Here is a 13,641-nt window from a genome sequence, read left to right on the forward strand (position 1 = left end):
CATTCAAACAATCGAGTACTGACGTTGAAGGTTATATGTTGGGTGGTCGAAGTCTAAGTCCTAAAGTTACTGCGTTATCGGCAGGCGCATCAGATATGAGTGGCTGGATGTTAATGGGCTTACCTGGCGCTATGTATGTGTCTGGTATCTCCAGTGCGTGGATTGCTGTAGGTCTTGTCATTGGTGCTTATCTTAATTATTTGTGGGTTGCACCAAGGCTCAGGGTTTATACCGAGCTGGCAAAAAACGCACTCACTATTCCTGATTATTTTGCAAACCGCTTTAATGACTCTAGCCATAGCTTAAGGCTTATTTCTTCTGTCGTCATTGTCATCTTTTTCACCTTATATACCTCATCTGGCGTTGTGGCCGGAGGCAAGTTATTTGAGTCTTCATTTGGTTTAAGTTATGAAATGGGCTTGTATGTGACTGCCGGTGTTGTCGTTGCTTATACCTTACTCGGCGGATTTATGGCAGTGAGTATGACCGACTTTGTGCAAGGTTGTATTATGTTTGTGTCCTTGGTATTAGTGCCAGTGGTAGTGCTTTTTGATCTGGGAGGGTTCAGTGGTGCTGCCTCACATCTAGCGACATATGATGCTGATTTTTTGAATCTGTTTATAGACGCCTCCACCGGGCAGGCAATGTCGGTGATAGGCATAATATCGTTATTGTCTTGGGGATTGGGCTATTTTGGTCAGCCACATATTATTGTGCGCTTTATGGCAATTCGCTCTGTAACAGACATCAAAACTGCACGGAAAATAGGTATTAGTTGGATGGTGGTATCTATTATTGGTTCACTGGCAACAGGTATACTGGGTCTTGCCTATGTCACCAAAACCCAAGGTGCATTACAAGATCCAGAAACTATATTCATTTACCTATCACAAATACTGTTTCATCCATTAATAAGCGGCTTTTTATTAGGAGCGATTCTGGCTGCAATAATGAGTACTATTTCTTCACAATTATTGGTCACCTCAAGCTCGTTGACTGGTGATTTTTATCAAGCATTCTTTCGCAAAAACGCGAGCCAAAAAGAGTTAATTACTGCAGGTAGAATATCTGTAGCACTCGTTGCCTTAGTTTCCATCTACCTAGCTTATGACCGAGACAGCAGTATATTAAACCTAGTCAGTAATGCGTGGGCTGGCTTCGGAGCTGCTTTTGGCCCCGTTGTATTAATCAGTCTGTTTTGGAAAAAAATGACGCGCTTATCCGCTATATTGGGCATGTTGTCTGGTGCGATTACTGTTTTAATCTGGATTTATGCTCCGTTAACGATCAATGGACAAGCCTTAAGTAATTGGCTGTATGAAATAGTGCCTGGATTTATTGTATGCAGTCTGACCATTGTCACTTTTAGCTTATTAGGTAAACAAGATGATCAACTCGTATCGAATATTTTTGAAAAAGTACAGCACACACTCAAGAAACTAGATTAAACCTTGAGCTATCACAGCCACTAGTGATTGGATCAAACCAATTTAAATAGTGCTGTGATAGTAAAACATAAATATAAATACAAATACAAATATAAATTTGATATAGTTCTAAGCATAGACCCTTTTAATATAAACAACTAACCTGCGTAAGGAAACTATGTCAAATTCAATCCCTACTGTGACCCATTTAAAACAACTTGAAGCGGAAAGTATTCATATTTTCCGGGAAGTGGCGGCTGAGTTCGACAATCCAGTGATGCTGTATTCTGTTGGTAAAGATTCTTCAGTGTTATTACATCTCGCACGAAAAGCCTTTGCCCCAGGTAAAATTCCTTTTCCCTTGCTCCATGTAGACACCACGTGGAAATTTCACGAAATGATTGCATTTCGTGACGAAGTAGCCAAAAAGCATGAGCTCAACCTGCTGGTGCATATTAACCCAGAAGGTGTGAAAATGAATGTCGGTCCATTCAGCCATGGTAGCTCTAAGCATACCGATATAATGAAAACCCAAGGCTTAAAGCAAGCATTGGATCATTATAAGTTTGATGCGGCATTTGGTGGCGCCAGACGTGACGAAGAAAAATCTCGGGCCAAAGAGCGTGTGTATTCTTTCCGCGACGAAAATCACAGGTGGGATCCTAAAAACCAACGCCCAGAATTATGGAACGTTTATAACGCACAAATTAACAAAGGCGAAAGCATTCGTGTATTTCCGATGTCAAACTGGACTGAGCTAGATATCTGGCAATATATTTACATGGAAAATATCGAAATTCCTTCCTTATATTTGGCAAAACCGCGTCCAGTAGTTAAACGCGACGGAGTGTTCTTTATGGTCGACGATGACCGGATGCCAATGGAAGAAGGTGAAACCCCTGAAATGCGCTCAGTGCGTTTTAGAACCTTAGGATGTTATCCATTAACAGGTGCAGTCGAATCAACAGCGGCGACCTTACCGGAAGTCATTCAAGAAATGTTGCTGACCAAAACATCTGAGCGCCAAGGACGTGTGATTGACCATGATTCTTCAGGCTCAATGGAGAAGAAAAAAATGGAAGGATACTTCTAATGGCGACTAACATAGTGTGGCATCAGCATGATGTTGATAAGGCTCGAAGATCACAAGCAAAAAAACAGAAAGCTTGCGTCTTATGGCTTACGGGGTTGAGTGGCTCAGGTAAATCAACGATCGCTAATTTGTTAGAAAAAAAATTGGCTGAACATGGTAAACATACCTATTTGCTAGATGGTGATAACGTGCGACATGGTTTGTGTGGTGATTTGACCTTCAGCGATAAAGACAGAGTAGAAAATATTAGGCGTATTGGTGAGGTATCTAAGCTTTTTGTGGATGCAGGTATCATAGTACTGACAGCCTTTATATCGCCTTTTAAAACAGAAAGAGATTTTTGTCGGCATTTATTAGCCGATGGCGAATTTATTGAAATATTTGTTGATACACCTATAGAAGAATGTGAAAAACGTGATCCTAAAGGCTTGTATCAAAAAGCCAGACAGGGTGACATTAAAGACTTTACTGGTATTGATTCCCCCTACGAAGCACCAGAAAACCCAGAAATAACCCTAGCATTTTCTGGACAAACGGCTGAACAATCTGCCGAACAACTTTTTGATTTACTCAAACAAAAAGGAATGGTCGCTTAATGTTAAACCAACAACTGATACAAAATATTATTGATATCAGTCACCTAGCAGGTGACAAGATCATGGACATATATCAGCAAGATTTTGCTATCTATGAAAAGTCAGATGAAAGCCCATTAACTGAAGCTGACTTAGCCGCACACAACTGCATTGTTGAAGGATTAGGTAAAGTATCAAATCTTCCTATTCTGTCGGAAGAATCTGCAAATATTTCATGGCAAGAACGCAACAGTTGGGATACCTATTGGCTAGTTGACCCACTTGATGGTACCAAAGAATTCATTAAGAAAAATGGTGAATTCACAGTGAATATCGCACTAATTAAAGACGGTGTACCAGTATTTGGTGTGGTATATGCCCCAGTTTTGGAACACACCTATGTCGGGGTGTTAGGCCGAGGAGCTTATAAAATCACCGCAGGTGTAAAAGCAGATATCACACCAAAAGCTTGGACCAAAGGCGAAACCTGGAAAATAGTCGGTAGCCGTTCACATCAAAGCCCAGAAATCCAAACATTGCTTGATTCTTTAGAAGGTGAGACGGAGTTGATTGCCATGGGCAGTTCTCTCAAATTATGTTTAGTCGCTGAAGGAGTTGCGCATCTGTATCCACGCTTGGGCCCAACGTGTGAGTGGGATACCGCAGCAGCGCAAGCTGTTGTCGAAGCCGCTGGCGGTAAGGTGACCATAATTGAAGATGCAACCGATGCCCTAAAAGCAGATGCTGCACCGCTTAGATACAATCAGAAAGATCCCGTTTTAAACCCTTATTTCTTAGTGAGTTGCTAATTATGAATAGCGAAAATACATTATTACAGTCCGATATATTGGGCTATCTAGATCAACATGAAAAGAAAGACATGCTGCGTTTTTTAACTTGCGGCAGTGTGGATGATGGTAAAAGTACCTTAATAGGCCGTTTGTTACACGACTCCAAAATGATTTTTGAAGATCAACTTGCTGCTATTACTAAAGACAGTAAGAAAGTGGGTACGACCGGTGACAAAGTAGATTTAGCCTTATTAGTTGATGGCTTACAGTCAGAACGAGAGCAAGGCATAACCATTGATGTGGCCTACCGCTATTACTCTACCGACAAACGTAAATTTATCATTGCAGATACCCCAGGCCATGAGCAGTATACCCGCAACATGGTCACAGGTGCATCTAATTGTGACGTGGCGATTATACTGATCGATGCTCGTGCAGGGGTGAAAACTCAAACACGACGTCATTCCTTCTTGGTTTCTTTATTAGGCATTAAACACGTTATCGTGGCCGTTAACAAGATGGACTTGAAAGACTACAGCGAAATAGTGTATGAAGAAATCAAAGCAGACTATCTAGCGTTTTCTAAACAGTTAGATATACCGGATATTCAGTTTATTCCCTTGTCGGCTTTAGATGGTGACAATGTAGTTAATGCTAGCGAAAACACATCATGGTACAAGGGTGAGACCTTGATGACCATGTTAGAGAAAGTCGAAATTAATGACGATATTAACGCCGATGATTTCCGTTTTCCTGTTCAATATGTCAACAGACCTAATCTAAACTTCCGTGGTTTTGCAGGCACAGTCGTGTCTGGTCAGATTAAACCCGGCGATAGCATTACTGCTCTGCCCTCAGGTAAGCAATCTAAAGTTAAAGCGCTGGTTAATTTTGAAGGTGAACAAGATAGAGTCTATGCACCTCTTACCACCACTATCACACTAGAAGATGAAATTGATATTTCTCGTGGTGACATGATAGTTAAAAGCGATAACTTGCCTCTGCATAGCCATGCCTACAGAACAAATTTGGTGTGGATGGATGAAGAGCCTATGATGCCAAACAAGCAATATGGTTTTAAGTTTGCGACAAAATTTGTACCCGGTAGTGTCACCGAAGTCGAATATCAAATTGATGTAAACTCGATGGAACACAAAAATACAGTTCGTCTGGCGTTAAATGAAATTGCCGTAGGTAAAATCAAACTGACTCAGCCTGTTGCTTGTGATCCCTACACCAAAAACCGCTCTACAGGTGCGTTTATCATTATTGATAGAGTCACCAATGGAACAGTGGGTGCGGGTATGATCATCGACGTAGCAGAAGATACGAATGCAGGACAATTTTCTGAATTTGAATTAGAATTTAATGACTTGGTCAGGAAGCATTTTCCGCATTGGAATGCGACCGATATCAGTAAACTGTAATCCTTAGCCAACCTTAATAAGAATAAGATGAAATGGATATAGATCAGTATCTGGTATTGGCTATTTTTGCCGGAACTATATTGGCGCTAGTGAGCACTAACCAGCGCCCATCCTTAATCTTTGCAGCTTCACTTTTAGCTTTGATTGCTAGCCAACAGCTGGTGATTGGTGACGTGATTAATAACTTCACCAATCAAGGTTTAATCACCTTAGTTCTCCTGCTGTTGGTCAGTTCAGCGGTAGATAAGACGTCCTTAATCAAACGTTTAGGCCGAACATTAGTAACAGCAAGTTTTAACGCCAGTTATTGGCGGCTATTTGGTTTGACCTTTTTCTCTTCTGCACTTTTAAATAATACTGCCATAGTGGCAAGTTTGATTGGTCCGGTGAAACAAAACCAGTATCACCATGCCTCTCGACTACTTATCCCATTGTCGTACTCCGCTATTCTCGGCGGGACTGTGACCCTAATTGGCACATCAACCAACTTAATTGTGGATAGCTTTTTAATCGAACACGGTCACCCAGGTTTCAATTTTTGGGATTTCACACTCTATGGTTTAGTAGCAGGCTTGAGTTGCGGTTTATTGATGTTTTTGATGACCCCATTGCTGCCAGAGATCGCCAATAAAAAAACGCAATATAATAGTTATTTTATCGATGCAGACGTAGAAGACGACTGTGAGTTAATTGGCAAAAGTGTTGAGGAAAATCATCTTCGAAATTTGCCTGAATTGTTTTTAATTGAAATATCAAGAGACGGGAAACTTATCACTCCAGTTACGCCTGATGTGGTTATTCAGTCTGGTGACAAATTAATATTTTCTGGCAATATTCAACATGTAGGCAACTTAGACCACATAAAAGGCTTAAAACTCTTTGCAGAGACAAACGGTCTAGAGCGTGAAAACCTCACAGAAGTGATCATTTCTAATCGGGCACAAATTATCGGACAAACCTTAAAAGCACTAGGGTTTAGAGCACTATTTGATGCGGCAGTGGTTGCAATAAGACGAGACGGTGAGTCCTTATCTGGCAAACTGGGCGAAATAAAGCTTCAGTCTGGTGATTTTTTACTACTTGCTACCGGCCCAGATTTTATGCAGAAGCATAACCTCACTAAAAACTTTTTTATTCTGTCTGAAAAAAAAATGGATACCAAGTTAAGTCGCACTCAGGATTGGATTACCTTAGGTGGCTTTTTATTTACCGTAGCCTTAGCAGCGACGTCAGTATTGAACTTGGCGACAGGTTTACTGTTTTTTATCGCCATGCTGGTCATCGCTGGCGTAACAACCAATAACGAAATCAAGCGCAATATTCCGCTTAATTTAATAGTCGTCATTGTTGGCGCTCTGAGTCTTGCTACCGCCCTTGAAAATTCAGGTGTCATACAACAGATTATGCAATTGATTGGCCCATGGGCCAGCAGCGTCAGCCCTATATGGGCGCTGGTGATGGTGTATGTCTTAACCTTGATACTCACTGAACTGGTTACCAACAATGCCGCTGCCGCGCTAATGTTTCCCTTAGCCTATGGACTTGTTCAAACCCTAGGCGTACCGATTATGCCTTTTGCACTGGCCGTTGCTTTTGCCGCCAGCGCCAGCTTTATGTCACCCTATGGTTACCAAACGAATCTATTGGTATTTAGCGCCAGTAATTATAAATTCAAACACTTTATAAAGTTTGGATTACCCATATCCATTTGTTATTCGAGCATAGTGTTAACTCTACTCAGTTATACATATGGTCTTTGAATAATTGTTCCCAAGGAGCGGTAATTAAAAACGTCACTCATGCAAAATATATATTGGTTTATTCGGTAATTTGTACATTAGACTCTGGCATAGCTTGGATCACTTTTTAAACATTACAAGTATTAGCTACAACAAAAATATTTTTTATTTATCAGGACATGCTGCGGGCAATGAGTCTGAAATAACAAAGCCTTTGTGATGTGTATCCATACCTACAGGCGAATATGCTTGAGTGAGTTTGATCCCTTGTATAATGATTACACAATTTACGAATATAAAACCTACTCCCAAAGGTATTCTTACCAAAACCAGTTTGTAGCTCCTGCCCTTTTAGGATGTTAAAGTTAATGTTAATAATATTTTCAATTTTCACACCTTTTTAATGATGTAACGCAAACACTCGAATGAAGGCGATATTGGAACCACCAGCAGCATTCGTCAAATATGATGCTTAGGCCAAGCTAAGGTTTCCTAACGTAAATGATAATAGCGACGGTATATCTAAATTTTTATTAGCACTTCGCAAGGTTTACGACTTAATTTACCATGCGCACCTAAGTAATTTCAGCTAACACTTCAGGCAAATATGACCACCAACGCATTGTGTACAGTGCCTTTCAGGCTATTACGATTTAATGTGTGACGATATCTACTACAACACTCAAAGCAAATGCATTCGCATACTACACCAACTGTTCGGTAACGACGGCAATACACATCTTGACTTAGCCTGTTGAACCGGTCCATATGTCCGCCATTAAATTGGTTTTGGCTATCACAGCAGTGGTATTGATATTAGTCAACCTATGTCAGACATGGCCAGAGTACGTTGCCCTGAAGCGTTATTTTTTACACAAAAGGTGAGTGAATTCTGTGTTGATGAACCATTAGATTTAATCCCTTTTTCTTGTATTCGATACATTACAACGATGGTATTGAAAAGTTAAAAACCTGCATCGCAAGTGTACGTCGAGCTTTAAAAACGGATGGGGTTTTCTGCTTTAACGTGGTCGACAAAACAAAAATAAACAACACATTATTTGTAAAACATAAAGCTATACAAGCAGACGATCTGTTCACTTTTAGCTCTGGCTGGCATTACTCTGGAAGTGTTGATAAATAGTCCCTTAGACACAGTATTGAAAAAACAGCACTACAGAAATCCAGCTATAGAATGACGAACGTGAAATAGTTGCTTTTAGTTTTGATAAGTTGATATACATATTGAAACCTTTCTTTGAAGTACATGTTTTTGAACATAACTATGAAAAGCTACTCCCTATGACAAGTGCTCTGAAAATACTATTTTTACTTGTGTGAAAATTTGAAGTAGCCACCTACATACTCGCTCAATCTAATCGTCGGTTAATTTATTTAATAAATACCAATCCAAATCCAAGTCCAAGTCACTATCAGCTGTAACGGCTCGACTTTAAAGGCGCTAATAACAAGTAGAAAACCCAAGCGAACCAAGATACAAAGATTACGGCTAGGATCCATGAAAACTTTTCACCACCGTTAGTGCGGTCAGAAATACTGATTGCGATAACAGGAATGATCCATAATAAAAAAATAACTAAACTACAAAAAAAACTCAACATTTTTAATACTCCATTTATACTAACGTCGTTTTATCTAGTTGGAATAACTGTATTTAGCAGAAGCTGTTCCATAATTAAAGTTCAATTTTTTCAATAAGATAGAATTTACAGCGTTATTTGACGTTAGGTTTTTTCGCCAAATAATCTCAGTTTTCACTAATCCATAGGACTGCGTAAACACCTGTTTGAACACCTGTTTGAACACCTGTTTGAACACCTGTTTGAACACCTGTTTGAACACCTGTTTGAACACCTGTTTATACATAATCAAATATTGAGTGTCATGTGACAATAAGTCTCTTCTTTACTTAATTCTCGGAATGTCAATTTTGATATGCCTAGTTGTAATCAAATTTAATTTGTATAAGTAATTAACGTGGCTGTTTGGTTCACTTTACTGCCCCATTTAAATTCAATTGGGTAGTTGTTAAGTGTTTCAACTCGTTAACCACTAACTAGGCGATGCTTTTAACCAGCAAAAGATAGGAATTATTGCGTAAGTCTGTATTATCCAGTTTTCCAGTCATAATCTAAAAGTCGCAACGAGTAGTGTGAATAATGTGGTTGAATGATGAACATGTAATAGGATCTGCGATATGCGCATATCGAAAGTCATTAAAGCGCACTTACCCCAAACATGTTGTGATTGACGGCTTATTCAACCAAGCCAAACTCGATGAAGTAATAAAGCTTTTACGGCAAACCGGTGCTTGGCAAAGTCAAAAACATACTTATTCTGCCTTATATGTCGATAACACCCAGTGGCAAAAAACCAACAACGAACAACGCTTTGTACAGCGAGATGTTTGGCAGCGTGGTGCCATAAACATTAATACCACCACAACCAATTCGTCCCATTCAAACATAATCCAGGAATTTTTATCCTATTTGCGTGGGGACGAGTTTATGTCTGTGTTATCACGCATTTTTAAAGTGTCACTTACCGATATGAATGTGGCTGAGCCTGAAATAAATACTAACTATTTTCGCTTAGGTCCTAACGACTTCGTTGCCGAACATGCTGATGACTCCCCTGGAAGAGAAGTCTGTATGCTGTTGTATTTAAACAAAGACTGGCACATAAACGCTGGTGGAGAACTGGTTTTTATAGGTATCAATGATGAGCCTATTAATATCGCGCCGTTACACAACCGCTGTGTACTATTTGATCCCTCCTCAGAAGGCTCTGAACACTGGGTGAATGCATTGAACTCTGAATATGCAGATACGTTTCGTTATAACGTGACGAGTTGGTATTGGTCTAAATAACCTGAGCTTGGGATAAGCCATAGCGTCCAGAAGCACTGGATGCGTTTAATGTCTTTGCAAACCAATTGGCACAATCTAACTTATTATTTTTATTGCAATTGCTTTCAGGATTGCGTCACGTCTTACTTCGAGTTCAGGTTAAATAGTGTATTTTTATGAAAGTCACTCTAGGTTCTAATAAAGATTTAGGAATTTTTAGGATTTCATTGCCTTGGCCCTAGAGGTTTAAATATAATCATATTTTATGCGTGTCCTTCTAGATATTTTAAATAACAGCATGCGAGACTAGCTATGATTTATAATTTCAGCTACTTTCACTTTAAAGCTTAGATCTGAATAGAACTGGGTTACCAATTTTGAATTATCGATCCCGGTGCGTTGCATTAACGGCACCGCTTTTTCAGTCGCTGTGACATAAACATGAGTATTACTGTAACGCGCGAATAAAGGTTGAATAACATCTTTATACATTACATCAGCCACTAAGCTCGCATAGCCTTTGTTGCGATACTCAGGCATAGTCACAAAGTGCACTACACCTAAGTCTTGATATAACTCTCCTTCATGCAAAGTCGTTTTATCTGTACGAGCTTCATAATTTTCCAACAAACTATAAGCCACTAACTCTTCATTAACATAAAGCTTTATCATTTCAGCCTGTGTACCATGCCGCAGTTGGTCGTGCTCTGATAACCACTTAAATAGGTACCACATTTTCATATTAACTTGCCCTAATGCAAGCAACTCTTCAGCACAGGTATTAGCATTACAATATTCAAAGCGTTGCATTAATGTCCTTGTTAAAGATTGCGGGGGTTATTGTAAAAGAAATGGGAGTGATAAAATGTGACTGATAAAAGATAGACAAAATCAGAGTTAATTTTAACTCTGATCTTTAAGTATTTAGACTGTAAGATTACTCGGAGCGTTCGGTAATTTCTAATAAGTGATAACCAAATTGCGTTTTTATCGGGCCATGAACGACATTTAAAGCTTCGTTAAAAACAACTTGATCAAACTCAGGCACCATCTGTCCTTGACCAAAATTGCCTAAATCTCCGCCTTGAGAGCCAGAAGGACAGGTAGAATGCTTGGCAACATCCGCGAAACTTGCACCATTTATGATTTCTTGTTTCAACTCTGAACATTTCTCTTCAGTATCAACCAAAATATGACGTGCACTCGCTCTAGGCATAGGGTGTTTTTCCTGTTAATAAAGATATAAGAATAGGTAGGATATAAGCAAAGTGAATGGATTTTACGTGAATTGAGTAATATTCTCAATAGGATGACAGGGCCCTGAATACCGCTAGTTTCAAGGTGAGTCTTACAGGTTTAAGCTTATAGAGCACTTTGGTGAACAGGGCACTTTTGTTAATTCACTGCGAAGAAAATCTGTGGGCCAAAGAGGGCATAATCTAGTCTTAAGGTAAGTGTAGATAGATCAAAGCATACTGCCCACTAGCTGTTAATTAGGCTTTTACGTGGCTTAGACATAACAGCCTACAGCGGTTATTTGAGGACCCTAAAGTTTAGAATATAAAGACTGTTTGGCTACTTTTTAAATGTGGATGTCTTATTTATGTCTTAATTTATGATTTATGTTGTAGTTGAATGTTAGCTTTTAACATTCAAAATCGATAAGTTGACAATACTGGCCCCAGCATCAAACCAAGTTACGCTTAATGCGAAGGTTCCAATTGTGTGAATAAACTCGCTTGTCCCCTTCATAGGCATCAAGCTCTGCATCCAGATAAAAATATAACTTATCACAGTGCAGGTATGTACGGGTGATGGTCTCTACGGCCCAGTCTCCTCGCCTAAATCCCCACCGCCAGAGAGTCTTGCCCTTCACAGACTGGAAGTCGTCGCTTTGATAGGAGTACCACTCTTTCGTCTTGCGCTTAACAATAAGGTCGATATCCTCAAGTCGGTAAGTACCACTGTCATTAATGACCTCCAAAGTAGCCAAATCCTTATCCAGCTCGCGTATCACTCGCCAGTTATGATGCCCCTCATGTAATTGCTGCTTAACACCACAGGGCGAAGCCTCTGGTTCAGGAAAAGCAATCGTCTCTTTACGTGGCGTTCGGCTAGGCAATATCAAGCGGCTGCAACCAGTGTAAATCTTGAGCTGCGTCGACTCTCCTGGAGGCCAGGCCAGCGGAAAATAAGATGAAGAAATAGCAATGCAAATACGGTGGCCCTTGGGGAATATCTGGGCTACACCGTTAAGCTGCACTTTTACACGATAGCGCTTGTCCGGTTGCAGCGGTGTGGGCTTGGCATGGCTGTCTCTATGGGTCAGGTTCAACAGGCCGTACGTCACCCGTGAACTCTTGTTGTCGGGATGCACATCCGATAGCCGCACAGCAACCATCGCCACCGGCTGGCTGGCCGATAATTCCAACTCAATTACGACTGCACCCATGATCTCAAGTGCGGTGCCCAGAGGCTCACTTGTGAAGACTAACGCACCGCCTTCTTCTTCACGCTGATCATGGGGAAGATCTGGTGTCGTGCTATATGAACACCACTTGCCAGCAAATAGACCATTACTCAATGGTGACTGTAAACACAGCTCCTCCTCATCAACCTCTGCGAACTCGTCCACCAGACGATATTTATCGAGTTTGAAGGCAATCGTCCCTATATTCGGAGACGGCCAGGATGGCTCACTGACCCAGTGACCATAGCGCTGATGATAAAAAGTAGACGGAGGCATACTGTCCAGCATCCATGCCCGCAGCATGGGTTCGTCCATAATGCCAGTCTCAATTCCCTTCAGCCATTTATCCCACCAGCGCAGACATTCCTGCAAAAAACCGATCGCCGGGCCGGGTACGCCAATGTGTGGATACTTATGACTCCAGGGGCCAATCAGTCCCTGTCTTGGCCCAGTCAAATTGGTGAGCAGGCGAAAAACCGCGTTGCTGTAGCCATCAGCCCAGCCGCTAACCGCCATGACCGGGATCTGCACCTTAGAAAAATCTTCGCAGATAGAGCCATGCTGCCAGTACTCATCACGGTGCTGATGATTAAGCCAAGTATCCAACCACAAACCACTGCCTTTAAGGCGTTCAAACCACATATCGCGCCACTTATCACCGACAATTTGCGGATCCGGTGGCAGAGAGTTGTAGGCAAACATTGTCGAGGCCCAAGAAAGATTATCACCTAGCAGACAGCCTCCCATATAGTGCACATCATCGGCATAGCGGTCATCAGTAGAGCAAACGCTGATGATAGCCTTAAGCTGTGGCGGTTGCATCGCCGCAATCTGCAGGCCATTGAATCCCCCCCATGAAATACCATACATGCCGATACTTCCGTCGCACCATGGCTGTTTTTCCAGCCACTCAATAACAGTGACACCATCGTCAAGTTCCTGCTGCAGGTATTCGTCTGTCAGCACACCTTCCGAATCACCGCTGCCTCGGATATCAACACGGATACAGGCGTAGCCGTGCCCAGCAAAATACGGATGCATGGTTTCGTCTCGCAATCTTACTCCATCGCGCTTACGGTAAGGAATGTATTCAAAAATTGCCGGTACAGGCTGAGATTCAGCCCCTTTTGGCATCCAGATACGAGCTGAAAGGCGAATGCCGTCGGTCATCGGGATCCAGCAATGTTCGATATGTCGGATTTTGTTTGCGAAGTGTTCGGCAACCATCATATTTTCCCCTCATCATTAT

The 13,641-nt window shown here is 41.2% G+C and carries 10 protein-coding genes and 1 pseudogene; 8 read left to right on the top strand and 3 right to left on the bottom strand.

The features are described from left to right. From putP to Q0Y52_RS04585, 8 genes and pseudogenes are all read left to right on the top strand, one after another. Window positions 1-1,448: sodium/proline symporter PutP (putP, locus tag Q0Y52_RS04550; RefSeq protein ID WP_297818597.1), on the top strand; the 1,448-nt coding region annotated here is incomplete at its 5' end. 157 nt (window positions 1,449-1,605) lie between these two features. Continuing rightward, complete coding sequence (gene cysD / locus Q0Y52_RS04555) at window positions 1,606-2,520, top strand: sulfate adenylyltransferase subunit CysD (protein ID WP_297818599.1); 915 nt, start codon at window positions 1,606-1,608, stop codon at window positions 2,518-2,520. Continuing rightward, complete coding sequence (gene cysC / locus Q0Y52_RS04560) at window positions 2,520-3,116, top strand: adenylyl-sulfate kinase (protein ID WP_297818602.1); 597 nt, start codon at window positions 2,520-2,522, stop codon at window positions 3,114-3,116. The genes cysD and cysC overlap by 1 nt, the downstream gene beginning before the upstream one ends. Next, entirely contained in the window at window positions 3,116-3,904 is a 789-nt protein-coding gene (cysQ, locus tag Q0Y52_RS04565) for a 3'(2'),5'-bisphosphate nucleotidase CysQ (protein WP_297818605.1), read from the top strand. Before cysC ends, cysQ begins: the two co-directional genes overlap by 1 nt. A gap of 2 nt (window positions 3,905-3,906) precedes the next feature. Further along, the gene (gene cysN / locus Q0Y52_RS04570; RefSeq protein ID WP_297818609.1) at window positions 3,907-5,313 is read left to right on the top strand and encodes a sulfate adenylyltransferase subunit CysN; all 1,407 of its coding nucleotides are present in this window, start codon (window positions 3,907-3,909) and stop codon (window positions 5,311-5,313) included. Window positions 5,314-5,345: 32 nt separating this feature from the next. Further along, the gene (locus Q0Y52_RS04575; RefSeq protein WP_297818611.1) at window positions 5,346-7,073 is read left to right on the top strand and encodes an SLC13 family permease; all 1,728 of its coding nucleotides are present in this window, start codon (window positions 5,346-5,348) and stop codon (window positions 7,071-7,073) included. 586 nt (window positions 7,074-7,659) lie between these two features. Beyond that, a pseudogene (locus Q0Y52_RS04580) lies at window positions 7,660-8,401 on the top strand (methyltransferase domain-containing protein). 831 nt (window positions 8,402-9,232) lie between these two features. Continuing rightward, window positions 9,233-9,943, top strand: a complete 711-nt coding sequence (locus Q0Y52_RS04585; RefSeq protein WP_297818614.1) for a 2OG-Fe(II) oxygenase — start codon at window positions 9,233-9,235, stop codon at window positions 9,941-9,943. Window positions 9,944-10,228: 285 nt separating this feature from the next. Here the strand turns inward: Q0Y52_RS04585 and Q0Y52_RS04590 are convergent, their stop codons facing one another. The 3 genes from Q0Y52_RS04590 to Q0Y52_RS04600 all read right to left on the bottom strand — a co-directional run bounded on the left by Q0Y52_RS04590 (window position 10,229) and on the right by Q0Y52_RS04600 (window position 13,622). Beyond that, window positions 10,229-10,732 (bottom strand): GNAT family N-acetyltransferase, encoded by a 504-nt coding sequence (locus Q0Y52_RS04590; protein WP_297818617.1) that lies wholly within the window; start codon window positions 10,730-10,732, stop codon window positions 10,229-10,231. Between the two features lie 127 nt (window positions 10,733-10,859). Continuing rightward, on the bottom strand, window positions 10,860-11,138 hold the full coding sequence (locus Q0Y52_RS04595; RefSeq protein ID WP_297818620.1) for a peptidylprolyl isomerase: 279 nt from the start codon (window positions 11,136-11,138) through the stop codon (window positions 10,860-10,862). A 471-nt stretch (window positions 11,139-11,609) separates the two neighbouring features. Continuing rightward, the gene (locus Q0Y52_RS04600; RefSeq protein WP_297818623.1) at window positions 11,610-13,622 is read right to left on the bottom strand and encodes a CocE/NonD family hydrolase; all 2,013 of its coding nucleotides are present in this window, start codon (window positions 13,620-13,622) and stop codon (window positions 11,610-11,612) included. Window positions 13,623-13,641: the final 19 nt, after the last annotated feature.

It is taken from the genome of uncultured Paraglaciecola sp. (assembly GCF_943787955.1).
In the GTDB taxonomy this organism is placed as follows: Bacteria; Pseudomonadota; Gammaproteobacteria; order Enterobacterales; family Alteromonadaceae; genus Paraglaciecola.

Excerpts from the sequence above, each read along its gene's own strand:
- cysD (WP_297818599.1), top strand. The coding sequence starts at position 1,606 with ATGTCAAATTCAATCCCTACTGTGACCCATTTAAAACAACTTGAAGCG.
- cysQ (WP_297818605.1), top strand. The coding sequence starts at position 3,116 with ATGTTAAACCAACAACTGATACAAAATATTATTGATATCAGTCACCTA.
- Q0Y52_RS04595 (WP_297818620.1), bottom strand. The coding sequence starts at position 11,138 with ATGCCTAGAGCGAGTGCACGTCATATTTTGGTTGATACTGAAGAGAAA.
- Q0Y52_RS04575 (WP_297818611.1), top strand. The coding sequence starts at position 5,346 with ATGGATATAGATCAGTATCTGGTATTGGCTATTTTTGCCGGAACTATA.
- cysC (WP_297818602.1), top strand. The coding sequence starts at position 2,520 with ATGGCGACTAACATAGTGTGGCATCAGCATGATGTTGATAAGGCTCGA.
- Q0Y52_RS04600 (WP_297818623.1), bottom strand. The coding sequence starts at position 13,622 with ATGATGGTTGCCGAACACTTCGCAAACAAAATCCGACATATCGAACAT.
- Q0Y52_RS04585 (WP_297818614.1), top strand. The coding sequence starts at position 9,233 with ATGTGGTTGAATGATGAACATGTAATAGGATCTGCGATATGCGCATAT.
- Q0Y52_RS04590 (WP_297818617.1), bottom strand. The coding sequence starts at position 10,732 with ATGCAACGCTTTGAATATTGTAATGCTAATACCTGTGCTGAAGAGTTG.
- cysN (WP_297818609.1), top strand. The coding sequence starts at position 3,907 with ATGAATAGCGAAAATACATTATTACAGTCCGATATATTGGGCTATCTA.